The organism is Phenylobacterium sp. (genome assembly GCF_013822795.1).
Lineage (GTDB): Bacteria > Pseudomonadota > Alphaproteobacteria > Caulobacterales > Caulobacteraceae > Phenylobacterium.
In genome coordinates, this window is record NZ_PNLB01000023.1 from 1 (window position 1) to 23,792 (window position 23,792).

The 23,792-nt window shown below is 67.3% G+C and carries 24 protein-coding genes and 2 tRNA genes; 4 read left to right on the forward strand and 22 right to left on the reverse strand.

Annotated elements, in window-relative coordinates; translation table 11 throughout:
- Nucleotides 1–775 (reverse strand): MotA/TolQ/ExbB proton channel family protein (locus tag C0481_RS18650; protein WP_293406630.1); only part of this gene is annotated, 775 nt, incomplete at its 3' end.
- Between the two features lie 832 nt (nucleotides 776–1,607).
- On the opposite strand from C0481_RS18650, the gene C0481_RS18655 reads away from it, so the two are divergent.
- Nucleotides 1,608–2,117, forward strand: a complete 510-nt coding sequence (locus tag C0481_RS18655) for a DNA-deoxyinosine glycosylase (protein WP_293406632.1) — start codon at nucleotides 1,608–1,610, stop codon at nucleotides 2,115–2,117.
- Between the two features lie 37 nt (nucleotides 2,118–2,154).
- Here the strand turns inward: C0481_RS18655 and rpiB are convergent, their stop codons facing one another.
- From rpiB to hisD, 11 genes are all read right to left on the reverse strand, one after another.
- Complete coding sequence (rpiB, locus tag C0481_RS18660; protein ID WP_293406634.1) at nucleotides 2,155–2,604, reverse strand: ribose 5-phosphate isomerase B; 450 nt, start codon at nucleotides 2,602–2,604, stop codon at nucleotides 2,155–2,157.
- 106 nt (nucleotides 2,605–2,710) lie between these two features.
- Nucleotides 2,711–4,312 (reverse strand): hypothetical protein, encoded by a 1,602-nt coding sequence (locus C0481_RS18665; RefSeq protein ID WP_293406636.1) that lies wholly within the window; start codon nucleotides 4,310–4,312, stop codon nucleotides 2,711–2,713.
- A gap of 157 nt (nucleotides 4,313–4,469) precedes the next feature.
- Nucleotides 4,470–4,545 (reverse strand) — tRNA-Phe (locus C0481_RS18670).
- A gap of 97 nt (nucleotides 4,546–4,642) precedes the next feature.
- A complete protein-coding gene (gene yacG / locus C0481_RS18675) occupies nucleotides 4,643–4,807 on the reverse strand; it encodes a DNA gyrase inhibitor YacG (RefSeq protein WP_293406638.1) in 165 nt (54 codons plus the stop codon).
- Nucleotides 4,804–5,841 (reverse strand): ribonuclease E/G, encoded by a 1,038-nt coding sequence (locus tag C0481_RS18680; RefSeq protein WP_293406640.1) that lies wholly within the window; start codon nucleotides 5,839–5,841, stop codon nucleotides 4,804–4,806. Before C0481_RS18680 ends, yacG begins: the two co-directional genes overlap by 4 nt.
- Nucleotides 5,838–6,419, reverse strand: a complete 582-nt coding sequence (locus tag C0481_RS18685) for a Maf family nucleotide pyrophosphatase (RefSeq protein ID WP_293406799.1) — start codon at nucleotides 6,417–6,419, stop codon at nucleotides 5,838–5,840. The genes C0481_RS18680 and C0481_RS18685 overlap by 4 nt, the downstream gene beginning before the upstream one ends.
- 16 nt (nucleotides 6,420–6,435) lie before the next feature.
- Nucleotides 6,436–6,654, reverse strand: a complete 219-nt coding sequence (gene infA / locus C0481_RS18690) for a translation initiation factor IF-1 (protein WP_012522747.1) — start codon at nucleotides 6,652–6,654, stop codon at nucleotides 6,436–6,438.
- Nucleotides 6,655–6,773: 119 nt separating this feature from the next.
- Nucleotides 6,774–7,235: a low molecular weight phosphatase family protein gene (locus tag C0481_RS18695; RefSeq protein WP_293406644.1), complete on the reverse strand. Its 462-nt coding sequence runs from the start codon at nucleotides 7,233–7,235 to the stop codon at nucleotides 6,774–6,776.
- A gap of 2 nt (nucleotides 7,236–7,237) precedes the next feature.
- Nucleotides 7,238–7,717, reverse strand: a complete 480-nt coding sequence (locus C0481_RS18700; protein WP_293406646.1) for a UPF0262 family protein — start codon at nucleotides 7,715–7,717, stop codon at nucleotides 7,238–7,240.
- Between the two features lie 144 nt (nucleotides 7,718–7,861).
- Nucleotides 7,862–8,491, reverse strand: a complete 630-nt coding sequence (locus C0481_RS18705) for an SH3 domain-containing protein (protein ID WP_293406648.1) — start codon at nucleotides 8,489–8,491, stop codon at nucleotides 7,862–7,864.
- A 136-nt stretch (nucleotides 8,492–8,627) separates the two neighbouring features.
- Nucleotides 8,628–9,908 carry a histidinol dehydrogenase gene (hisD, locus tag C0481_RS18710; RefSeq protein WP_293406650.1) on the reverse strand — a complete coding sequence of 427 codons (1,281 nt, stop codon included), beginning with the start codon at nucleotides 9,906–9,908 and terminating at the stop codon, nucleotides 8,628–8,630.
- 143 nt (nucleotides 9,909–10,051) lie between these two features.
- On the opposite strand from hisD, the gene C0481_RS18715 reads away from it, so the two are divergent.
- Nucleotides 10,052–10,459 carry a hypothetical protein gene (locus tag C0481_RS18715; RefSeq protein WP_293406652.1) on the forward strand — a complete coding sequence of 136 codons (408 nt, stop codon included), beginning with the start codon at nucleotides 10,052–10,054 and terminating at the stop codon, nucleotides 10,457–10,459.
- Between the two features lie 67 nt (nucleotides 10,460–10,526).
- Here C0481_RS18715 and C0481_RS18720 read toward each other — a convergent pair whose 3' ends face one another.
- Nucleotides 10,527–12,605 carry a glycogen debranching N-terminal domain-containing protein gene (locus tag C0481_RS18720; RefSeq protein ID WP_293406654.1) on the reverse strand — a complete coding sequence of 693 codons (2,079 nt, stop codon included), beginning with the start codon at nucleotides 12,603–12,605 and terminating at the stop codon, nucleotides 10,527–10,529.
- A complete protein-coding gene (locus tag C0481_RS18725) occupies nucleotides 12,602–12,958 on the reverse strand; it encodes a hypothetical protein (protein WP_293406656.1) in 357 nt (118 codons plus the stop codon). The genes C0481_RS18720 and C0481_RS18725 overlap by 4 nt, the downstream gene beginning before the upstream one ends.
- A gap of 462 nt (nucleotides 12,959–13,420) precedes the next feature.
- On the opposite strand from C0481_RS18725, the gene C0481_RS18730 reads away from it, so the two are divergent.
- Nucleotides 13,421–15,352: an acyltransferase family protein gene (locus C0481_RS18730; protein ID WP_293406658.1), complete on the forward strand. Its 1,932-nt coding sequence runs from the start codon at nucleotides 13,421–13,423 to the stop codon at nucleotides 15,350–15,352.
- Nucleotides 15,353–15,364: 12 nt separating this feature from the next.
- Here the strand turns inward: C0481_RS18730 and C0481_RS18735 are convergent, their stop codons facing one another.
- From C0481_RS18735 to C0481_RS18745, 3 genes are all read right to left on the reverse strand, one after another.
- Nucleotides 15,365–15,790, reverse strand: coding sequence for a DUF2948 family protein (locus C0481_RS18735; RefSeq protein ID WP_293406660.1), 426 nt, complete (start codon nucleotides 15,788–15,790; stop codon nucleotides 15,365–15,367).
- Nucleotide 15,791: 1 nt separating this feature from the next.
- On the reverse strand, nucleotides 15,792–17,081 hold the full coding sequence (gene murA, locus C0481_RS18740; RefSeq protein WP_293406662.1) for a UDP-N-acetylglucosamine 1-carboxyvinyltransferase: 1,290 nt from the start codon (nucleotides 17,079–17,081) through the stop codon (nucleotides 15,792–15,794).
- 96 nt (nucleotides 17,082–17,177) lie between these two features.
- The gene (locus tag C0481_RS18745) at nucleotides 17,178–17,354 is read right to left on the reverse strand and encodes a hypothetical protein (protein WP_293406664.1); all 177 of its coding nucleotides are present in this window, start codon (nucleotides 17,352–17,354) and stop codon (nucleotides 17,178–17,180) included.
- 71 nt (nucleotides 17,355–17,425) lie between these two features.
- Between C0481_RS18745 and C0481_RS18750 the strand changes: the two genes are divergently transcribed.
- A tRNA-Thr gene (locus tag C0481_RS18750) sits at nucleotides 17,426–17,500 on the forward strand.
- A 64-nt stretch (nucleotides 17,501–17,564) separates the two neighbouring features.
- On the opposite strand, the gene C0481_RS18755 is transcribed toward C0481_RS18750, so the two are convergent.
- The 5 genes from C0481_RS18755 to C0481_RS18775 form a co-directional block, all read right to left on the reverse strand.
- On the reverse strand, nucleotides 17,565–19,001 hold the full coding sequence (locus C0481_RS18755) for a basic amino acid/polyamine antiporter (protein WP_293406666.1): 1,437 nt from the start codon (nucleotides 18,999–19,001) through the stop codon (nucleotides 17,565–17,567).
- A 15-nt stretch (nucleotides 19,002–19,016) separates the two neighbouring features.
- Nucleotides 19,017–19,877, reverse strand: a complete 861-nt coding sequence (locus C0481_RS18760) for a hypothetical protein (protein ID WP_293406668.1) — start codon at nucleotides 19,875–19,877, stop codon at nucleotides 19,017–19,019.
- A complete protein-coding gene (locus C0481_RS18765) occupies nucleotides 19,877–21,118 on the reverse strand; it encodes an arginine deiminase (RefSeq protein ID WP_293406670.1) in 1,242 nt (413 codons plus the stop codon). Before C0481_RS18765 ends, C0481_RS18760 begins: the two co-directional genes overlap by 1 nt.
- A 22-nt stretch (nucleotides 21,119–21,140) precedes the next feature.
- Nucleotides 21,141–22,562 carry a basic amino acid/polyamine antiporter gene (locus C0481_RS18770; RefSeq protein WP_293406672.1) on the reverse strand — a complete coding sequence of 474 codons (1,422 nt, stop codon included), beginning with the start codon at nucleotides 22,560–22,562 and terminating at the stop codon, nucleotides 21,141–21,143.
- 155 nt (nucleotides 22,563–22,717) lie between these two features.
- Entirely contained in the window at nucleotides 22,718–23,782 is a 1,065-nt protein-coding gene (locus tag C0481_RS18775) for an AI-2E family transporter (protein ID WP_293406674.1), read from the reverse strand.
- Nucleotides 23,783–23,792 lie beyond the last annotated feature (10 nt).

The following is a 23,792-nucleotide window of genomic DNA, read 5'->3' on the forward strand; positions in this document are numbered from 1 at the left end:
TACCGGTGGCGAGCAGCGCTTCGGCGATGCCGGGAGCGACGACGGCCAGGTTGGTCGTGTTGGTGTTCGCGATGCCGATGAAGGAGTTCATGATCCCGTAAACGGTACCGAACAGACCGATGAACGGACCCGACGAACCGACCGAGGCCAGGAACTGCATGCCGCCCGACAGGCGCTTGGCCATCAGGGCTTGCACCGCGCCGACCGCGGCTTCAGCCCGGTGCAGCGTGGTTTCGCGGTGAGCGCCCGACACGGCCAGGCCGGCTTGACGCGACAGTTCGACTTCTTGGGTCGCCGCAGCGGTCATGTCCGCCAGCGGGTTGCCTTCGTACTCGTCCGACATCGCGATGCGGTTCATTTCGGTCACCGACTTGGCGCCGCGGAAGGCTTCGATGAAGCGGTCCGAGGTGCGGTTCAGCGAGCCGAACTCGAGCAGCTTGGTGACCAGCAGGGTCCAGGAGAGGATCGAGGACAGCACCAGGCCGATCATCACGACCTTAACGACCGGGTCGGCGTCCATGAACATCTGCATGACGGTCAGCTTGCCGGCATGTTCGATGGTTTCCGGAGCGACGTCAGCAGCCGGAGCGGCGGCGGCGTCAGCAGCGGGGGCGGCGGCGGCGTCAGCAGCCGGAGCGGCCGGGGCGGCCGCGGCGTCGGCGGCGGCCGGAGCAGCCGGAGCGGCCGCGTCCTGCGCGAACGCCGGCGCGCTCGCCATCAGCGCGACCGCGCCGATGAGAGCGATGAAAGGGGTCTTTCGTTTATTGTCGAGCATCTGTCGCCAGTTCCTGATTGGTCTAGCACGTTTGGACCGAAGGGTCGTCGCGCGAGAGCGTCTCCCACCCTAACTAAATAGCCCGTCGCCCTGCCTGGTCGCCCAGCCAAAGCGCGAGAGCCGCTTCGCTGCGCCCGACCCTGGCGCCGTCTTCCACCTGCGTGAAACCGGGCGTTCGGATACGGGAGCGAAATCGAGCTTCCCGAGGGGAACCCGAAATCTTACCGCAATGTTAGACGTGCGGCAGGGGTCCTTTGGCAACCCCTATTCCAAGCGTCAAGAGGCCATGCAGAAGGGTGCGACCCCAAGAAGTCTGGGGGGACACGCGCTTTGCTGCGGCGCACAACGGCCCAGCCAAGTAAAGCGCGGCGATTTTCCAATTTTGGCGGCGATTTTGCGCTGCATCGCAGCAATCGTCGCGGAACGCCGATCTCAAAATAACCGGCGCCAGCCTGCCCTTTCGGCGCCGGCCAGCACGAATTTCGGTCATCGAACTGTCGCGCCGGGGAGATGAGAGTCCGAGCCCCCCGAGTCAACCAACGTTCGGCAATTGCAGGCCTAAGACGCGCCAGGCGTGTCCCCGGCGCCATGGCCCAGCCGCCGGGCCGAGCGGCGCCTTAGGCCGCGGTTCCGCCACCAGAACCGCGCGACTAGGCGATTGTGGAAAAGAAATCTGCGTCTCGGCCGGCCAAATTGGAGAATTTGGGGCTGAAATTGCGCGGGCGGCCGGATTTCGCGACCGACGCCGCAAACGGCACAGAATCGAACCTGGGTCGGATCAGGCCAGTCGCGCCCCTGGCCGGGCGCGCCGCGCTGGGTCACTATCGCGACGATGAGCTCCGCCGCCGACGCCGACCGCAAGGTCTCCTTCGCTCCCGTGGCCGACGCCCGCACCCGCCTGCTGGTGCTCGGCAGCCTGCCTGGCGAGAAGTCGCTGGCTGCTGCTCAGTACTACGCCAACCCGCAGAACCAGTTCTGGCGGCTGATGCAGGCGGTGACCGGCGCGCCGCTGCTCTCCCTGCCCTATGCCGAGCGGCTGCAGATGCTGCTGGCCGCCGGCGTCGGCCTCTGGGACGTCGTCGGCTCAGCCGTCCGGCCCGGCAGCCTCGACGCCGCCATCCGCGACCACCAGCCCAACGCCCTGCCCGAGCTCTGCGCCAGCCTGCCAGCCCTGCGCGCGGTCGCCTTCAACGGCGGCAAGTCGGCGAAGCTCGGCTCGAAGATCCTCGCCGACCGCCCGGGCCTGGCCCTGATCGCCCTGCCCTCCAGCAGCCCGGCCCACGCTGTCCCGTTCGCACGCAAGCTGGCGGCTTGGGAGGAGCTGACCGCCCACCTCGACTGAAGCGCCCTGCTAGCAGGCTGCGGCAAGCCGCCAGCCCCTAACCCTCCAGCGCCTTGATCATATCCACGCGCGACGCATGCCGGCCGCCCTCGAACTGCGCGGTCAGGAAGGCGTCGACGATGTCGAGCGCCAGCCCCTCGCCCACCACCCGCGCGCCGATGGACAGCATGTTGGCGTCGTTGTGCTGGCGGATCATACGGGCCGAGAAGGTGTCGGCGCAGACCCCGCAGCGAACGCCCTTGACCTTGTTGGCCGCCATCATGATGCCCTGGCCGGTGCCGCACAGAATGATCCCGAACCGGCAGTCGCCGGACGCGACCAGCCGGGCGGCGGCCTGCCCGTGCTGCGGATAGTGCGTGCTCTCCGGCGTCGTCGGCCCGATGTCGACCGCCTCCCAGCCGTGCGCGGCGATGTGCGCGGCGATGGCCTGGCGAAGCTCGATGGCGGCGTGGTCGCTGGAAAGCGCGACGCGGTTGTTGGCGGTCATCGAAGTCCTCCCGAGGCGGCCTGCCCAAACTCGGCGCCGGCCCCGTCAAATCGCAGGCGATCGAGCGAAAGTCCACGGCCGGCTGGCCGCACTTTTTCTCGCGCCCTTACAGCCCGAAGGCTTTGAGCACGACGTCAGCGGCCCCCTCCAAGCCTTTGCGCGGGCCCCGGCTCGCACGTCCCGCTAGAGGGGCCTCCTCCACGATCAGCACGCCCTCGCCAGACTCCACCTTGTCCTTCAGAAGTTGCTCCAGCCCAAAGAAGTAAGGCCAGAAGGTCTCGGTGCGAGAGACCGAGTAGGTAAGGTTGGCGCTGAACCCAACGAGTTGTTCCTGCCCAAAGACACGCCCCCGTTCGACCCGCTCCACCCTTACCCCGCGCGTTCCGGTGATCACGAGACGAGCTGGACCATGAAACATCAGATAGCGCAGTTGCAGCGTGAGCCACGCGTGCAGCGACCCGAGGCGCCAATGGCTCGTGATGCGAATGGGCCGCCCCGTCGGCTGCACGACGGCCGCTAGGGCGCGTGGTTGGAGCACGCATGTCGCTCCCACTGGCAGCCTCAATACCGCAACCTCTGCGAACGGGTCACGCACAGCCGAAACAACCGTGGTTTCGCCCTCGCCTTCGATGCGCGTGAGAAAGACAAGACCGCTGGCCACGCTGCTCAAGGGGTGACGCCAGTCGAGCAGCGCGCAGGTGGATTTTCTGCCGGTGGTCGAGGTCGACTGAAGAAAGCCCTGGCGCACGAGTAGCTCCTCGCCCGGCTGCAGGGTGATCGGAGCAGAGGTGGCCGACACCTGGTCGAGCGGCGCGGGGCCCATCGCCGATCCGGCCGGCGGTCGGATCTGAATGGCTGGCCGTCGCTCCGCCAAGGGCGCGAGAATGAAGTAAAATACAACGCGAATGGCGTAGGGCGCGGCGATGATGCCGGCGAGCACGATCGCGGCCTTGAGCAGAATATCTTGAAGCGTTCGCCGTACGGTATCGACGGGAATTTTGGAGAGCGTCGAGTCAGCCTCGGTCGCGACCTGCACGTATCGCCGCTCGACCTCTGCAAGTGAGCTGCGAACGCGTTCCTGATCGTAGAACAGCCTATTGGATTGCTCGCACTCTTTGCGGGCATTGACCGTCAGCTGGTCTGCTTCTTCCTCAAGCACATTGCGGACAGACTGATCCAACGGGCTGCGGCGGTTGAACTCATCAACGGCCTTGTTGGCGCGCACGCATGCCTCGTGAGCCGCCTTGAAGTCCGCCTTCAGTTTCTCAACCTGATCCCGAACGTCACGTCTCTCGACGGCGGCGTCCAGCAGTCCAATCTCCAGATCAAGCGCAGCCGCTCGTAGTTCAAGGTTCTTGCGTTCCAGGATCGTCGCTGGACGAAGCGAGTCAAACCACCCGGGCTTTCGACCAAGCTCGCTCCTTACAACCGCCCGGTCAGCTTCCGCCCGGACCAGTTGCTCACGCAACGCCTTCGCCGGCGCGTCGCGGGCGGCGGCCTGCTTGGCTTCAAGCGCGCGAATTGCATCGGCCTTTCGCTCGTCCAGCTTCGCCGTGATCTCGCGGGGGGACATGAGCTCGTTGCGAAGCCCATCACTTCGCACGCCGCCCCAGATCGCTGGCAGTGCGATTGATCCAACCGCCAAAGCCAACACGAGCAACACATAGAGCCCTGCGCGTCGCACCAGCCATTGAAGGACTGCCTTCATGCTCCCCAATCCCACGCAAGGCCGCTCCTCGGCGAGTAGCCCCGCCGACAAGGATGCGCGACGACGGCCACGGCGTCGATTTACGGCCGCGCCGCCGATCGGCTCAAGGCGCAGGCGACAGGGACACCTGATCCACTCAAAGCTTTATGGGAGAAAATGGTGCCTGGGGGCGGATTCGAACCACCGACACGCGGATTTTCAATCCGCTGCTCTACCAACTGAGCTACCCAGGCCCTGGCCGTTCCGATCAAATCGGAGGGCGAAAGCAGGTCCCGCCTGCGCGGGAGCCGCGTCTATAGAAGAGGCGTTCGCGCCTGTCCAGCGGCGGTTTCAGTCTTCTTCACTTCCGTCGCCTTCCGCCTCGTCGTCGGTCGAGGGAATGGCGTAGCGGCCGCTCAGCCAGCGCTGCAGGTCGACATCGGCGCAACGCTTGGAACAGAAGGGCCGGTACTCCTGCTGGGCCGCCTTGCCGCAGATCGGACAGGGCGCGCTCACGCCGCCCTCACGTCGATGCGGGTTCGCGCCATGCCCTCCTGCGGCGCGATCGCAAAGCGCGCGCCGATCTTGCCGGCCAGCCGCTCGGCATAGGGTGCAGCGGCCTTGGCCACCACCGGATGGCAGCGGGCTTCCAGACGCGCGCCCGGCTGGCTCGCGCCCTCGGTCTCGATGGCGCGGATCAGGCGCAGGGCCAGGGTCAGGTCGCTTAAGCCGCCACCGGCGTCGCAGAGGATGTCGGTCAGCGGCGGGGTGCGCCGCGGAATGGTCATCTCCATAGTGCCGAAACGCCCGACCGGGCCGATCGCAACACCAGGATTGTCGGGACCGAACGCCGCTCGCGCCGCAGTCAGCAGCGCATTGCCGTCATGGCCGCGCCCGACCAGGTCGAACACCACGATGCCGCCCAGCCCCTTCAGGCGCAGCAACCGCGCTCCGTGCGCCAGCGCCGCGTGATTGGCCGCGCGGGTCACGCGCTTGACGTCGTTGCCCTTGCGCTCGCCGATATCGACGTCGATGGCGACCAGCGCCCGGGTCGGTTCGATGGCGATGTCGCCGCCGCCGGGCAGCTTGTGAACGACCGTCAGCGCCTCGTCCTGCGCCTCGTCGGCGACCAGCCGGGCGTCGCGGCCCTCGACGATCTGCGCGTCGCGGGCGAAGGCGGCCAGTTGCTCGGCCAAGGTCGGCGCGGCGCTCAGCAGCTTCGGCGCGCCCTGCGCCGGACCGATCACGCGCACGGTCGCCAGCTTGCCGTCGCGCGGCTCGCTGCGGATCTCGACTTCCAGCGCCGAGCCTTCGACCGGGCGCGCGTCAGGCTTGAACGACAGCAGCGCCTCGACGCCGCCGAGGTCGACGAAGGCCGAGGCGAAGGCCGGCTCGACCTTACGCACCCGCGCCACATGCCGCGCGCCCAGCCGGGTGCGGGCGTCGTCGCCGTCGCGCTCGATCAGCAGCCGCTCGGGCGCGCCGTCCAGCAGCACCACCGCGCGGCTCTCGCCGATTCCGCGATCGAGAAAGAGAGTGCGTTCGCTCATGCCCGCACAAATCCCACGCCGCGCAGAAGGTTCAGGGTTTCGTAGAGCGGCAGGCCGACCACCGCCGGATAGGAGCCCTGGATCGACATCACGAAAGCTCCGGCCTGGCCCTGGATGCCATAGCCGCCGGCCTTGCCGACACCCTCGCCGCCGTCGAGATAGGCCTCGATCTCGGCCTCGGTCAGGCGCTTGAAGTGCAGCCGGGTCTCGACCAGCCGGCTGGCGGTCTTGCCGCCCGCGCCGTGCACGGCCACGCCGGTCAGCACCTTGTGGGCGCGTCCCGACAGCAACTCCAAACAGCGGCGGCCTTCGTCGCGGGTCTCCACCTTGGGCAGGATGCGGGTTCCCACCGCCACCACCGTGTCGGCGGCCAGCACGACGTCGCCGGGACGCGCGCCCGCGACCTTCGCGGCCTTGGCGACCGCGAGGCGCAGCGCCGTGCGGCGCGGGGTCTCGTTCTTGAGCGGGGTCTCGTCGATCTCCGCGGCGACGATCTCGTCGGGCTCAAGCCCGACCTGGCGCAGGAGATCCAGCCGCCTGGGACTTGCTGAGGCCAGCACCAGGCGCTGCGGGGGCATCTTCGGCAAGCGGCCTCTAGCGGACGCGGAAGGTGATGCGGCCCTTGGTCAGGTCATAGGGCGTCATCTCGACCAGCACCTTGTCCCCGGCCGACACGCGGATGCGGTTCTTGCGCATCTTGCCGGCGGTGTGGGCGATGATCTCGTGGTCGTTCTCGAGTTTCACGCGGAAGGTCGCGTTGGGCAGGACTTCGCTGACCACGCCCGGAAACTCCAAAAGCTCTTCTTTAGCCATGCAGGCTCCCAAGTGGTGTTTATCGAATCACCAACGGCCCGCGCAGTGTGTCTCGGCGCGAGCCGTGGCGTGCAATCCAATTATAGCGCGTTGCCTTTACGCCTTCAGCGCCCGGAAGGCTAGCGCGGGAAGCGCTCGGCGATCCGCTTGGCCAGATGATCGCGCACCTCGCGATAGGCCGCCAGCCGCGCCTCGCGCGATCCATCGGCCAAGGTCGGGTCGAAAGTCGGCCAGTACTCGATCTCCGCGGCGCGGCCGCGGGTCATCTCCACCGCGCGGTGCTGGGCTTCCGGCGTCAGCGAGATCACCAGGTCGAACGAGGCGTCCTCGAGCTCGTCGAAGGTCTTCGGCGCATGGCGGGCCAGGTCGACGGCGATCTCTTCCATCACCGAGCGTACGAAGGGATCGGCCCCCTCCCCCGCCTCCGTCGGATCGCGCTTCAGGCCGCAGCTGTCGACATAGACCCGGTCGCCCAGCGCCCGCTTCAGCAGCGCCTCGGCCATCGGCGAGCGCACCCGGTTGAAGTTGCAGGCGAACAGGACCGCGCCCGGCAGCGGCGCGCGTGGCGAAGCTGACGCCACCCCTAACCTCGCCAGTGCAGCGCGCAGATCAGCGTGAACAGCCGGCGCGAGGTGTCGAGGTCGGTCTCGATCTTGCCGGCCAGCCGCGTGCGCAGCAGGTCAGAGGCTTCGTTGTGCAAGCCCCGCCGGCCCATATCCAGGGCCTCGATCTGCTGCGGCGAGGAGTTGCGGATCGCCTGGTAATAGCTCTCGCAGATCATGAAGTAGTCTTTGATCAGCCCGCGGAACGGCGACAGCGACAGGATGTGGCGCTTCTCGTAGGCCGGGCCGTGGACGTCCAGCACCAGCCGGTTCTCCATCAGCCCCATGCGCAGGTCGTAGGGCCCCGCCTCGGCGCCGTCCGGATAGAAATAGTTCTCCTCCAGCAGATCGAAGATCGCGATCTGCCGTTCCTGCTCCTGGTCACGCGAAACCGCGGCGAGGGACTCCTCGTCGATTTCGACGGACTGCAGTCGATGCTTGATACGGTCTTCGTCGGCCATGGCGCTGCGGGAGAGGGCTTGACCGGAGCTTTATTGCAAACCGCCCCCTAACGTCATCCTGCCAAGTGCGATCTTGCGCCCTGCGCACAAGAAAAGACGCCCGGCGTGTTCGCCGGGCGTCAGTGCTCTCCATTTTGTCCGCTTTTAGTAGCGGGCGTACTGGTAGCTGCCCGCCGGCCGGACATAGGCGCCGTGGACGTAGCCGACGCCGACGCCGTTCTGGCCGACCAGGATCCAGTCGCTGCCGCGCACCCGGGCCAGGGCCTGGAAGTTCTCGCCGGCCCGCAGCGACCCGACGCGGGCCGAATTGGTGGTCGGGGCCGAACGCAGGTTCAGCATCGAGTTGGCGACGAACGAGCCGCCGTCCCGCTGGAAGGTCGCCGGGGCGATGTCGCTGTTCAGGCGATAGCCGTTCTGGCTGTAGGTCGCCGGGCGATAGTTGGGCTGTTGGGTGTAGCCAGCTTGCGCGGCCTGGTCGCGCTGCATCTTGCAGCCGACGTAGGAGCCGGTGGCCGCGCCGGCCACGGCGCCGATGGCGGTGCCGGTGCCGCGGTCGTTCTTGGCCAGGTTCGAACCGGCCGCCGCGCCCAGCAGGGCGCCGATCAGCGCGCCGCCGGCCTGCTTGTTGCCCTGCGCGTCGCAGCTGACGATCGAGCCGACGCCGCCGCCGGTCGGCGTGCGGTATTGCTGGGCGTTGGCGGTTCCGACCGCGCTCGCCGCGATCACGCCGGACAGGGCGACCACAGCCAGCTTGCCATTCATCAGATTGCGCATTGCTGGTCTCCGTCTTTCATCTCTTGGGGGCCGCTGCGGCCCCGATGAAGGAGACCCTAGAGGGCGCTACCTGAACGGCCTCCAAGACGAAATTGACAGGAACTGTTCAGCTTCCGATTTCGGTCGGAAGCTCGTTCTACTGCCCCAGCCGGATCGCCGCCGAACGCGCGTGGGCCGGCAGCCCCTCGGATTCGGCCAGCGCCACGGTGTGCGGCCCCAGCACCGCGAACGAAGCCGCGTCGCACTTCACGATCGAGGTGCGCTTGATGAAGTCGTACAGCGACAGGCCTGACGAGAACCGCGCCGCGCGGCTGGTCGGCAGCACGTGGTTGGAGCCGGCGACATAGTCGCCGATCGCCTCGGGCGTCACTCGGCCCAGGAAGATCGCCCCGGCGTGGCGGACGCGGTCCGACAGCCGTTCGGGGTTCTCCATCGCGAACTCGACGTGCTCGGGCGCGATCAGGTCGACCAGGCGCGGGGCCTCGTCGAGCGGGGCGATCACCACCGCCCCGTGGTCGCGCCAGGACGCCGCGGCGTCCTCGCCGGTCGTCAGGGTCGCCAGCTGCTCCTGCACCTGCGCCTCGACCGCCGCGGCGAAGGCGTCGTCGTCGGTAATCAGGATCGATTGCGCAGCCGGGTCGTGCTCGGCCTGGCTCAGCAGGTCGGCGGCGATCCAGTCGGCACGGTTCGCGCCATCGGCCACCACCACGATCTCGGACGGCCCGGCCAGGGCGTCGATGCCCACCGTGCCGTAGACCCGCCGCTTGGCGGCCGTGACATAGGCGTTGCCCGGCCCGACGATCTTGTCGACCGGCTTGATCGGTCCCGCGCCATAGGCCAGCGCCGCCACCGCCTGGGCCCCGCCCACGCGCCAGATCTCGGTCACCCCGGCTTCCTTGGCCGCGGCCAGCACCGCCGGCTGCAAGCGTCCGGGCGGCGTCACCATGGCGATCCGCTCGACGCCCGCCACCCTGGCAGGCACCGCGTTCATCAGCACGGTCGAGGGATAGGCCGCGCGGCCGCCGGGCACATAGATCCCGACCGCCTCCAGCGCCGTCCAGCGCCAGCCCAGCTCCACCCCGGCCTCGTCGGTAAAGGCCTGGTCGGCCGGACGCTGGCGGGCGTGATAGGCGCCGATCCGCGCCGCGGCGAAGGCGATGGCCTCGCGCACCTGCGCCGGGCACTGGGCCGCGCCCTCCTCGATCTCCTCGGCCGAAACCCGGATGTTGCTCTCGTCGATCTCGACCTTGTCGAACTGCCGGGCGAAGCGCAGCAGCGCCTCCATTCCCTCGGCCCGCACCGCCGCCAGCACGTCGCGCACCGCCGCATCGACCTCTTCGGGCGTCTCGCGACGCTCGTCGATGAAGGCGGCGAAGGCGGCCTCGAAGCCGGGATCGGTAAAGGAGAAGCGGCGCATGCCGCGCTCTTTAACCGCCGGGACCGTTGAGGGCTAGGGCTGGGTCACGCAGTACCGGGCCCGCGCTCGGCCCGTAAGCTGACGCTCGAAAGGTCCGCTACAGGTGGAGAGCGGAATTCCGCTCGCGCATGCTAAGCTAACCTATGATTGACTCAGCGGACGAGTTCCAGCGCCTCCGGACCAGTGACGACCTGGACGAGCAACGCCGCGCAGCGCTGGACGCCGCCAGCGAGGAGACCTGGATCGAGGTGATCGAGCGCTTCCCGGACATGCGCGAGTGGGTGGCGATCAATAAGACGGTCCCCCTGAAGATCCTGCGAGTGCTCGCCGCCGACGCCAACGTTCGGGTTCGGTTCGCCGTAGCGGCGAAGCTAAAGCTGGATCGAGAGCTGTTTGAAAAGCTGGTCCGCGACCCCGATGAGAGCGTCAGAGCGCGAGTGGCCTACAACCCCAGAGTTCCGTCCGACCTGCTGGCGTTGTTGACGCACGATCCCGAGAAGTTCGTTGCCGCGGCATCAAGGGAGCGCGCCCTTCGCGACGAGGGGCGGTAGCGTCCGCAACTGGTCGAAAGCTGACGTGGGCGGACCGCGCCAAAGGTGAACTTGGGCGCGGCGCCGCCTAGCCGGCCGCTGAGGGCGCATCTACTGCGGCGCGAGCCCTTCCGAACGCGTCGATCCGCCCCCAGGGCCCGCTGATGTCGAGCAGGGTCAGCTGGGCGATCTGCTCGGGCAGCGCCGGATCGACGAATAGGTGGCGGCCGTCCGTTTCCAGGCCGAGCAGCGCGCGCAGCAGCAACAGCGGCGCACCGGTCGCCCAGGCCTGCGGGCTGCACGCCGTCGGGTACTCGACCGGGTACTTGGTGGTCGACCGCGCATAGCCCGCGAACGCCTCCGGCAGCCGGTTGTGGAACAGCTCGGCGGCCTCGAGCATGGCGAACGACAGCTGCGCGGCCTCTTCGCGGAAGCCGTAGCGGCGCAAGCCCCAGGCGATGAAGGAGTTGTCGTGCGGCCAGACCGTGCCGACGTGGTAGCCGATCGGATTGTACGATCCCTCGCCCACGGCCATGGTCCGAACGCCCCAGCCGGAGAACAGCGCATCGCCCATCAGTCGCCGGGCGCAGTGCTCGGCCTTGTCCTTGTCGGCGATGCCGCTCCACAGCAGATGGCCGATGTTCGAGGTCAACGAGTCGATCTGGCGCTTTTCCCCGTCCAAGCCCAGCGCGAAGGCGCGGCGCTCGGGCATCCAGAAGTCCTGGTTGAACCGCCGCTTGAGGTGGGCCGCCTGGCTATCGAGTTCCTTGGCCCAGGTCGGATCGTCCCACACCTCGCGCGCCAACCGCGCCATGCGCCGCTTGGCGTCGTACGCGTAGCCCTGGAGCTCGCAGGTGGCCCTCGGCAGGCTGGCGATCCTGCCGTCGGCATAGGCGATGGAGTCGCCAGAATCCTTCCAGCACTGGTTGCCGAGCCCGTTCGAACTGCGGGTCTGGTACTCGATATAGCCGTCGCCATCGCGATCGCCGTACCGGTCGATCCAGTCGACCGCCGCGCGCGCGTTGCGCTCCAGCCGGCGCACCAGCTTCCGATCGCCGGTCCAGCGTTCGTATTCCTCGAGCAGGATCAGGAACAGCGGCGTGGCGTCCGCCGTGCCGTAGTACGGCGAATGCGGCGTCTCCTCGAAGGCGGTCATCTCGCCAAAGCGCAGTTCGTGCGGGATCTTGCCCGGCTCGGCGTCCCGGAACGGATCGTCCCGCCGCGCCTGCAGCAGCGACAGCGAGTTGAGCGTCGTCGCCGCCAGCTCGGGCGCAAACGGCAGCGCCTGGAAACTGGTCAGCAGGCTGTCGCGGCCAAACACGGTCATGAACCACGGCAGGCCCGCCGCCGGCAGCGCGCCGGGGAAAATTCCCGACCGGAAGCGCAGCGCCGCCAGGTCGATCAGGCTGCGGCGATAGGTGTGCTCCAGCGACTCCCAGGAACAGGAGAGCCGCGGCGCGTCCTTGATCCAGGCGCGTAGATCGCCCGTCATCGCCCGCGCCGTCTCGTCGTCGGTCTCCAGCAGGCTGGCTTCCTTCAGGCGGTTGCGGTCGTCGATATTGGTCTGGCCAGGATCGGTCACCGCCCGCACGTCGAGCGACGTCGTCCACTCGGCCTGCGGCTCCAGGCGGATATGGAAACTTAAGCCCCCGTCGCCGACCTGCGCCGGCTTGCTGCTGACCACCTGGGTCTCGCGGCAGTAGCGGTCGCGCCGATAGCCCAGGGTCAGCGTTCCGTCGGCCTCGGCGCGCCGATAGAGCTCGCCCTTCTTGTTGAGCTTGTCCTTGACCTCGAACAGGTCGGCGAAGTCCGCGTCGGCTTCGATGCGGACGTCCAGTTCGATCGGCTCCTGGTCGTGGTTGGCGACCACCAGCTCTTCGTGGAACCCGCCGTTGACGAACCGCCGCCGCACGACCGTCAGGTGCGAGTCGACATAGACAGTGCCGGTCGCCAGGGCCAGGAAGTGCTGGGCTGCGAAATAGGCCGTGTCGTCCACCGACAACAGCTTGGGCCGCATGCCGTTGACGGTCAGCACCCAGCGGGACAGGAACCGCGTGTCGTTGAGAAACAGGCCGTGATTGTCGGTCGGGGTCGCCTCGATGTCCCCTTCGCGGTTGCTCACGACGAACTTGTTGCCGTCGAGGATGCTGATGGTGTCGGAGATCATGACGGCCTCCCCGTTTCGGGCTCGATCCAGGGCGAGCCTTCCTGCAGCCCAAACAGGACGCGAAGCGCCAGATCGGCGTCGCCTTCGAACCGCACCAGGCCCTGCAGGTGAGCGACGATCGGCGGCAGGTCGCCGCGCAGCAGCCTGACCAGCGTCTCGTGACTGTCCACCGCGATCAGGGCGGCGGCCCGGCCCTCGTCGACGATGCGGACATGGCCGCTCTCCTCGATCCGCAGGACGCCGGCCAGCGCGTTCGCGACGTAGAACTCGACGTGGCAGGACAGTCCGGCAAGCCCGGGCGCGCGCCCGCTTACCGACGCCCAACGTCCCTCGGACGCCGATGCCGCAACCATGGCGTTCTCCCAATCCAGCGCACGCCCGCGCACTCTGGCGCCCGCGCGGGAGGTCGCACTTCAGTCCGGCGGAGAGAGATCACCTTTGGGGGGCCGGCGACATCCGGTGAAGCCCGGACCGCGGGAGGGAGACCGCCTCTAAAGACACCCTAGGGCCAGTTCGCGCGCGCCGGCGACAGCCAACAGTTCGGCCAAATGCATGTGACTGAAGGCGCCCAGCTCGACGTGGGTGCGACCGGATGTCTCTGGTCAAGCTTAGGTCTTGGCGATTGGACTGCCCGCTCCTATCCCTTGATTTAGGATCCATTACCTCGGCGCGATTGACTGAATGCCGGTCATTCAAGCTTTGCGGCTCCGGCTGCAGGTCGACGAGGCTTGTTCGCGTGATTTTCATCTCAGTATAGCGCGCGGGCACGGCGGTTCGAGCCGGGGCGCTGGCGCTCTGTGCGCAAAGGGACTCAGATGTCGCGCCTAGACTACCGCCCAGAGATCGACGGCTTGCGGGCGGTCGCCGTCATTCCCGTGATCTTGTTTCATGCGGGCCTGAGCATATTTAAAGGCGGCTACGTCGGCGTCGATATATTCTTTGTCATCAGCGGATATCTCATCACCTCGATACTACTCTCCGAGCTGGAGAGCGGCGATTATTCAATACCTCGCTTCTACGAGCGCCGTGCGAGACGCATTCTACCAGCGCTGTTTTTCGTAATCGTTTGCTGCATCCCATTCGCATGGATGTGGATGCTGCCGTCCGAGCTGGAACGCTTCTCCAAGAGCATAGTCTCGGTCGTATTGTTCATCTCAAACATTCAGTTTTGGCGCGAAGAGGGATACTTCGCGCCGGAAGTCGACCTGAAGCCGCTCCTGCACACGTGGAGCTTGGCGGTCGAGGAGCAGTACTACCTGCTCTTCCCGCTGTTTCTGCTGGCGACGTGGCGCCTTGGCCGACGTCGCGTGTTCTGGCTGATCTGCGCCGTCGCGGCGCTCAGCCTGCTGATCAGCGAGTGGGGCTGGCGCCACGAGCCCACCGCCAATTTCTATCTCGCCCCGACACGGGCATGGGAGCTGCTGGCCGGGTCGATATGCGCCTTCTGGCTGCGCGATCGCGAACAGCGGACAAGCAACTGGCTGAGCGCAGCAGGCCTCGGACTGATCGTATTTGCGATCCTGATCTACGACGACGCTGTGCCGTTCCCCAGCACCTACGCGCTCGTCCCAGTTCTGGGCACGGCGCTAATCATCCTGTTCGGAGGCGCCGGCACCTGGACGGCGAGCCTGCTGAGAACCCGAGCCTTCGTCGGCGTCGGCCTGATCAGCTACAGCGCGTACCTGTGGCACCAGCCGCTGTTTGCATTCGCACGAATTCGCAGCTTCACCGAGCCCTCGACGGTGTTGATGATCGCGCTCGCAGCGCTGTCGCTCATCCTGGCGCATTTCAGCTGGCGATATATCGAGAAGCCGTTCCGCAACGGACAGCGCTCAATCCTGCCGACACGGCGCGGCATGTTCGCAGCCAGCGGCGTCATCGGCGCCCTGTTCATCGGCCTGGGCGTTGCGGGCTCCGTCAACGACGGCTTTGCGTCTCGCAGCCGGGAGGGCGCGAGCCTTGGCAATCTGGAGGAACGGCTGACGATCAACTACGGCCTCAGCGAAGACTGCGAAGACGGCTTCAATCACTCGGCGAACTGCATGACGGCAAGCCACCCCAACGTGCTGCTATGGGGCGACAGCTTCGCGATGCACCTCGCCCAGGGGATCTTGGCAAGCGAACCAAACATACGCCTTCAGCAAGAAACGATGTCAGTTTGCGCCCCGATAATTGGCGTCGCGCCCATCGACTCCGCCGAGTATCCCGAAAAATGGTCGCGGAAGTGCATCGCCTTCAACGACGATGTGGTCAAATTCATCAGTCAGCATCATGAATTCGATCTAGTTATACTGTCGTCACCCTTCAGCATGGTTGAAGGCGACTTCATGACTCGTGACGGCCACGTCCACAAACCCGATGAAGTGGCGATACTTCACGACGAACTCATCAAGACCGCAAATGCGATCAGAGCCATCGGCCCGCGCGTCATAATCGTTTCGCCAACCCCGCGCAGCGGGTGGAACAATGGCCTTTGCGCCGCCCGCGCCTCGATCGCCAACTGGCCGGACGAAGTGTGCAACTTCGCCTTGGACATGACGCACACCCCGTTCGTATTCCTGCACTCGTTGCTGGGCGAAGTTCCGGTATTTTGGCTCACCAACGAAATCTGCTCGAAAGACGTCTGCCGTCCGAAAAGAGGCGATCTGTATATCTACCGGGACGAAGGCCACCTCAGCAAAGAAGGCAGCGCATACTTGGGCAAGACTTACAGCTGGATGAAACAGCTCCGAGCGCTTGCGCGTTAGCGACGCGTCCGCCTAGTCCTCGTGCTTCGGCGTCCGCGGCGTCGCCCAGGGGGCGCTGACGTCGGCCAGCACCACGTCCAGGCACTCGACTTCGGCCCGCAGGTCGCCGCCGCCGGCGAAGGTGAAGGTCACCGCCCCTCCGGGCGCCTCGCCCGGCTCGAAGGCCACGTCCAGCAGTTCGACCACCGCGTCCTTGGCGTTGCGCCGCAGCTTGCGGGCCTGGACCTTCATCACCCCGCCGACCTGCAGGGCCGATCGCACGCGCTCGCCGCCCTTGGCTTCCCAGCGATAGCGGTTGAACGCCAGGGTCAGCCGCCGGCCCGCCGGCTCATAGGAGATGTCGCCGATCTTGCCGACGGCGTCCTGCAGCGCCGCGGCGATCACTTTCAGATCCTCGGCGTCTTCGGCCAGCAGCCTCAGAGGAGCAGCTTTGGTCATCTCAATCCTCGGGCTCGCCGTCGCCGATGATCCGGCGGACGTTTGCGCCACAGGCGCTGAGCTTCTCTTCCAGCCGCTCGAAGCCTCTGTCCAGATGATAGACGCGACTGACCATGGTTTCCCCATTCGCGGCCAGGGCGGCGATCACCAGGCCGACCGAGGCGCGCAGGTCGGTGGCCATCACCTGAGCGCCTTCCAGCACCTCGACGCCGCGCACCCGCGCCTCGCCGCCATGGACGGCGATCTCGGCCCCCAGGCGCGACAGCTCCGGCGCGTGCATGAAGCGGTTCTCGAAGATGGTCTCCGTGATCACGCTCTCGCCGTCGGCCAGCGTCATCAGCGCCATGAACTGCGCCTGCAGGTCGGTGGCGAATCCGGGATAGGGGTCGGTTTCGACCTCCACCGCCTTCAGCCGCGCGCCGTTGCGGCGGATGGTCATGCCGTCGTCGTGGCGCTCCACCTCGACCCCGGCCTCCTCCATCTTGACCAGCAGCGCCTCGACGAAGTCGCAGCGGGTGTTGGTCAGCCGCACCTGCCCGCCCGCCATCGCCGCGGCCAGGGCGTAGGTGCCGGTCTCGATGCGGTCGGCGATCACTGAATGCGTCGCGCCGTGCAGGCGCTCGACGCCCTCGATGACGATGGTCGAGGTCCCCGCCCCCGACACCTTCGCGCCCATGGCGTTGAGGCAGTCGGCCAGGTCGCCCAGCTCCGGTTCGCAGGCGGCGTTGCTCAGCACGCTCGTCCCCTTGGCCAGGACCGCGGCCAGCATGGCGTGCTCGGTCGCCCCGACCGAGACGAACGGAAACGCGATCTCCGCCCCGGTCAGCCCGCGCGGCGCCTGGGCGTAGACATAGCCCTCGTGCAGATCGATCGACGCCCCCAGCGCCCGCAGCGCCTCAAGGTGCAGGTCGACCGGCCGCGCGCCGATGGTGCAGCCGCCGGGCAGCGAGACCTTGGCATGGCCGGTGCGGGCGATCAGCGGCCCCAGCACGTTGAACGAGGCCCGCATCTGGCGGACCAGATCATAGGGGGCCAGCGCGCTGACGATCTCGCGGGTGTGCAGCACCGTCTCAGGCCCGTCCTCGCCGTCCAGTTCGACGACTTCGGTCCCCAGGCGGCGCAGCAGCCGCGCCAGCAGCCGGGTGTCGGCCAGCCGGGGCATGTTGGTCAGGCGTAGCGGTTCGTCGGTAAGCAAACTCGCCGCCATCAGCTTGATGGCGGAATTCTTGGCGCCGCTGATGGGGATTTCGCCCATCAGACGTGCGCCGCCGGTGATGGCGATGCGATCCAAACGTGTCCCTCGGCAGTCCTGGCGCGATGACCGCGCCTTCGGACCCTTTGGCCGCTATCTATCGCGATGCTGCGGCGCCGAATAGCGGGGCGCCCATCACGAGACCTTGTCCGAATCGTCCGCCTTCGGAGCCGGCGACTCGACCGGCTTCGGCGCCGCCTTGCGCCGACGCAGGTTGGCGCGCAGCGCCGCGGCCAGCTTCGCCTCGCGATCGTTCTCGGGGGTTTTGTCGTGCTTTCCCATCAAAACCGGGGGTGCGGCGAGACGCTCCACAGGTCAAGGACAGTTTCTTCAAATTGGGGCTTTCCACCGGAGGCGGGTTTGGCTATAGCCCGCGCCTCGTCGCCGCCGTAGCTCAGTGGTAGAGCGCATCCTTGGTAAGGCTGAGGTCGGCAGTTCAATCCTGCCCGGCGGCACCATCACCCCCCAGTCCAGCGAAGGGCTGGGGGGTGACCACACTCCCCAGACATCACAGACGACGGCTCAGAGCGTGATCGCGCCCGTCGATAGTCCGTAGGCCCCGACGGCCGCGCTGACGATCACCAGGCCGAACAGCAGCAGCTCGCGCTGGCTGAACACCTTCAGCTTCTGCTCGCGCATTGCGTGGAAGAACAGGATCGTGGCCGGCAGGTAGAGCAGCGTCGACAGCACCACGTACTTGGCTCCGCCGACGATGATGATCAGGCTGATGTAGGCGCTCGCCACCAGGCTGCGGATCAGGTCCTGCCGGCGCGACGTCGAGCCCGCCGCATAGGTCTCGCCGCTCCAGGCCAGCTTGAGACCATAGGCGGCGACCAGCAGGTAGGGGATCAACACCATGGCGCTGGTCATCTTCAGGGCCATGACGAAGGCCTCCTCGGCGAACCACGAGATGATCAGGAAGACCTGGATGACGCCGTTGCTGAACCACAGCGCCGCGGCCGGCGCGCCGGCCGCGTTCTCCTTGCCGAGATAGGACGGCAGCGTGCCGTCCTGCGCGGCGACATGCATCACCTCCGCCGACAGCAGACACCAGGACAGGTAGTTGCCCAGCACCGAGATCAGCAGTCCGACGCTGACCAGCAGCGCGCCCCACGGACCGAGTAGGTAGTCCATGATCCCGGCCATCGACGGCTCGGCCAGCGCCGCCAGGTCCGGGCGCAGCATGACCCCGAAAGACAACAGCGTGACCAGCACCAGCAGGCAAAGCACGCCGAGGAAGCCGAGCACCGTGGCGACGCCGACGTCCTCGCGCCGCTTGGCGTAGCGCGAATAGACGCTGGCCCCCTCCAGCCCGACGAACACGAACACCGTCAGCATCAGGGTGGCGCGGACCTGGCTGGCCAGGGTTCCGAGGCCCGGAGGCTCGCCGCCCCAGAAGTTGAGCGCGAAGATGTCGGCCCGCACGCCGGTGACGATGACCAGCAGGAACAGCCCGATCGGGATCATCTTGGCGTAGGTGGCGATGGTGTTGAGCAGCGCGGCGCTCTTGACCCCGCGCAGCACCAGGAAGTGCACGCCCCAGACGATCAGCGAGGCGCCGATGATCGCCACCAGCGTGGTGCCGTCGCCGAACACCGGGAAGTACTTGCCCAACGTCGACTTGATCAGGATCAGGCACGCGGTGTCGGCGAAACACGCGCCGGTCCAGTAGCCGATCGCCGAGATGAAGCCTAGGTAGCGGCCAAAGCCGGCCTTGGCGTAGGCGAAGATGCCCGCGTCCAGGTCCGGCCGGCGCTGCGCCAGCGCCTGGAAGACGAACGCCAGCATCAGCATGCCCGCGCCCGAGATCGCCCACGCGACCATCGCGCCGGCGCCGCCGGTCGTGCGCGCGAACGTGGCCGGCAACGCGAAGATGCCGGCGCCGATCATCGAACCGATCACCAGGGCGATCAGCGCCTTCAGCGACAATTTCTGGTCGGCGACGGGATCGGGGGTCATGGCGGACCTCTGGGGCTAGAAGGCTTTTGCAATCTCGACCCCCAGATCCAGCGCGGTGAAGCGGGACCGCTCGCGGTTGGAAAAGCGGTTCACGAACGCCGCCTCCCACGTCAGCGACACGCCCCGGCCCAGCTCACGCTCTGCGGTCAGCACCAGCGCGGCGGTCACGTCGTTGCGGTTGGCGTTCGCCCCGCTCGTGAAGTCGGAAAACGCCAGGTCGCCTTCGATCGTGATCTCGTGACCCAGCTGCGGCTGCGCCAAGGTGTGCCCGATCATCGCGGTGAGCCGCGTGCGGCGCAGCTCCGGCACGTCGGAATCCTGGTATTCGGCCGACACGTCGGCGTCGATCGCACCCAAGCGGGCGCTGTAGGTCAGATCAAAGATCTGCAGGTCGAAGTCGCGGTCGGAAAAGTCGTTCTCATAGGTTCCGACGTAGATGAACTCGGCCGTGAACGTTCCCGCGCCCAGCGGCCGCTCGGCGAAGACGAACGCCTCGGCCCGCCCCTCCCCCAGGTCGTCGTCATAGTCGCTGGAATAGTAGTCGCCATCGAGCATCGCGCCGCCGCCGACCTCCCAACCCCAGGCCGGAACAGGCGTGACGCTCAATCCCAGCGCCGGCGTCACGTAGCCCGTTTCGATCGCGTCCCATCGGCTCGTCCCGGCGTTGGTCGTGAGCGTCCCGCCGACCGACGCATCGAAGGTCAGGGCCCGCCCGCGCGCCGCCTCGACGCTCGGCAGCTCGGACACGTCATGCGGCCGACGATGCAGGGCGTCGTCGATGTCGTAACGGGCGCTGGGGTCGCGTTCCTGGGCCTGGGCGCTCACAGCCACGCTGAGCGCCGCCACGGCGATGGCCGCCGCAAGGCGCATGAGCACTAGAACTCCACCGCGTCGCGCTGCAGCGGGCACGTCATGCAGTGTCCGCCCCCGCGCCCACGCCCGAGCTCGGCCCCGGCGATCGTGATCACCTCGATCCCGGCCTTGCGCAGCAGGGTGTTGGTGTAGGTGTTGCGGTCATAGGCGTAGACCACCCCCGGCGAGGCGCAGACCAGGTTCGCGCCGCTGTCCCACTGGGTGCGCTCGCGCTGGTAGGCCGTGCCGCCGGTCTCCACGACCCTCATCGCCTTGACGCCCAAGGCCTCGCCGATGGTCTCGACCAGCGAGCCGCTGTCGCGCCGCAGGTCCAGCGTCCCGGCCTTGTCGCCCGGCCGATAGGAGTAGGCGTGAACCTGGTCGACGATGTCCGGATAGATCAGCAGGCAGTCGCGGTCGGCGAACGTCAGCACGGTGTCCAGGTGCATGGCCGCGCGCAGCTTGGGCATGGCGGCCACGATCACCCGGCTCGCCGCGCCCTCCGCGAACAGCTTGTTGGCCAGCTGGCCGATCGCCTGGCGCGAGGTGCGCTCGCTCATGCCGATCAGCACATTGCCCTTGCCGATCGGCATGACGTCGCCGCCCTCGAGCGTCGCCAGCCCCCAGTCGGCGGTCGGATCGCCCCACCACACCTTCACCTTGCCGGCGAAGTCGGGGTGGAACTTGTAGATCGCCGTGGTGAGGATCGTCTCCTCGTGCCGCGCCGGCCAGCAGAGCGGGTTGAGCGTCACCCCGCCATAGATCCAGCAGGTCGTGTCGCGCGTGTAGAGCGTGTTGGGCAGCGGCGGCAGCAGGTACTCGGCCACCCCGGCGGCGTCACGGATCAGCGGCAACATCGCGCCGCCGAGCTCGTCGGGAAACTCCTCGGTCGACAGTCCGCCGATCAGCACCTCGGCCAGCTCGCGGTCCGGCAGCCCGTCGAGATAGCTTCGCACCTCGCCGAGCAGTTCGACGCCGACCTGGTTGGCGACCACCTGGTTGTCGAGGATCCACGCGCGCCCCTCCGGCGTGCCGACCACCTCGGTCAGGAGATTGTGCATCTCCAACACCTCGATCCCCCGGTCGCGCATCTTCTGGGTGAAGTCGAAGTGGTCGCGCTTGGCGTTCTCGACCCACATCACGTCGTCGAACAGCAGGTCGTCGCAATTGCTGGGGGTGAGCCGCTGGTGGGCGCGGCCCGGCGCGCAGACCATGACCTTGCGCAGCTGGCCGACTTCGGAATGGACGCCGTACTCGCCTGCCATGGGATGTCTCCGTTCAGCGATTTCAGAGAGTGATCCGCCCCGACGCGAGGGCGTAGAGGCCGTACACGGCGCCGATGACCGCGATCGCCAGCAGCGCCCAGTCGAGGCCGCGGAAGACCCGCCGCCCCCGTTCGCGCCGGGCCCACAGGTAGAGCAGCGTGCCGGGCGCATAGAGCACCGCCGAGAGCAGCAGGAACTTCAGCCCGCCCGCCAGGATCATGAAGATCGTGTAGAGCGTCGCGATCCCCGCAAAGATCAGGTCGCGGTTGCGCTCCTGCGGCCGCGTCTCGTAGGTCAGCCGCCCACGCGCCAGCTTCAGGCCGTAGGCGGCCACCAGCATGTAGGGGATCAGCGACATCGCGCTGGTCAGGCTGAGCATCAGCGCGAAGGCGTCGCTTGACCAATAGGTGCTGATCACGAACAGCTGCACGACGGCGTTGGTCATCCAGAGCGCCGCGGCCGGGACCTGGTTCTTGTTCTCGGTCGCGAAGACCTTGGGCATGTCCTGGTTCTTGGCCGCGACGAACAGCACCTCGGCCGCGATCAACGACCAGGCCAGGTAGGCGCCCAGCACCGACACCACCAGCCCGACGCTGACGAACACCGCGCCCCACGGCCCGACTACGGCCTCGAGCAGCGCGGCCATCGACGGCTGACGCATGTCGGCGATCTCGGCCCGCGGCAGGACGGCGAACGGCAGCATGGTGACCAGCACCATCAAGGCGGTCACGCCGATGAAGCCGATAATGGTCGCCGCCCCGACGTCCGAGCGCTTCTTCGCATAACGCGAATAGACGCTGGCCCCCTCGATGCCGAGGAAGACGAAGACCGTGACCAGCATGGTCGCGCGCACCTGCTCGAACAGGCTCGTCTGCGGCATGCCCACGCCGCCCCAGAAGTTCTCGCGGAACATCCCCGCTCGGATCGAAAAGGCGAGGACGACGATGAAGACCAGGATCGGGACGATCTTGGCGACGGTGACGATGGTGTTGACCAGCGCCGCGTTCTTCACGCCGCGCAGGATCATGAAGTGGAACAGCCAGATGCCGATCGACGCGACGATGATCGCCGTCACCGTGTTGCCGTCGCCGAACACCGGGAAGAACGCGCCCAGCGTGGCCTTGATCAGCACCCAGTAGGAGACGTTGCCGATGCAACTGCCGATCCAATAGCCGAACGCCGACAGAAAGCCCGGATAGTCGCCGAACCCGGCCTTGGCGTAGGCGAACACCCCGGCATCGAGGTCGGGCTTGCGTTCGGCCAGGGCCTGGAAGACGCGGGCCAGCATGTACATGCCCCCGCCGGCGATCACCCAGGTGATCAGCACGCCGACCGGACCCGAGGCCGCGCCGAAGGTGCGCGGGAGCGAGAAGATGCCGGCCCCGACCATCGAGCCGACCACCATCGCGGTCAGCGCCGGCAGCGACAGCTTCTGTGAGGACATGGCCGGCCGACCCTTCCGGGCGCTCCGAAGTGGGCGGCGCGCCGCCGATGACGTTTCGTCTCCAGCGTCAGGGTCAGCTCCCGCGCTGCCCATCGGGCGTTAACCCCAACTCTGGTCCTGGGCGGGCCTGAGGTCGGCCAAGCTCCAGGTCTCGCTCAGGAGCGCTCTGGATTTTCGTCTCCATCACCCGACTTCGGCAGCGGATCGCCGTCGTTCGACATCAGAATTGCGGCCCATTTCAGATGCTTATACCCCGCCAGCTGATAGATCAGCGCCAGGGTCAAGGGGATCGCCAGGAACGCCCCCGGCAGCCCCCAGACGATGCTCCAGACCCCGACCGCGATGAGGCCGGCGCAGGGGTCGATGTTCTGCTGCGACGCTTGCATCTTCGGCGCGATCAGATTGCCGACCACGAAGGCGATGGCCTGGATCCCCAGGAAGATCACCACACCGGGCATCGGCGACGGGAACTGAATCAGCGCGAACAGCGCCGGCCCGACGCTGCCGACCGCGACGCCGAGAAACGGAATGTAGGACAGCAGGAACAGCGCGACGGCCCAGAACAACCAATGGTCCAGCCCCACCGCGGCCATGACCAGCGCCGAGGCCACGCCGTTCATCACCCCAGTGATGGTCTGGATCCACAGGTACGATTCCACCCCGCGGATGGAGCGTTGCAGCACCTCGATCGGCCCATCGCCATGCGGTTCGGCCGCCAGGCGGATGCGGCGCGCGATCGTGTTGCGCATGGCCAGCAGGAACACCAGGAACAGCGCCGTCAGGACGAAGCCGGAAGTCAGGCCGCGAAGGCTGGTCAGCCCCCAGGACGCGACGAGCCGCAGATCCATGCCGCCGATCAGCCCTCCGACCGTGACCGGGTGCTCCATCCCGAACCGGTCGCTGCCCGCGACCAGCAAGCGGTCGAGACGCTGTTGCAGCAGCGGCGCCTCGCCGCCCAGCGCGGTCAGGCTCGGCAGCATGAACAGCCCCGCCAACAGCAGCAGCCCCAGCAACGCTACGCTGCAAAGGACCATGGCGACCTGTTGGTTCACCCAGGGAAACAGCCTGACGACGACGCGGATGAAGGCCTCGATCAGGATCGCCATCACCACCGCGAAGGCGAACGGCCAGAGGATCGAGCGGAAGACGTACAGCAGCGCCACTGCGGCGGCGGTTCCGATCAGCGCCATCGCCATGCTGTCGTCCGGTCGACCTTGCATGGCGGGCCCT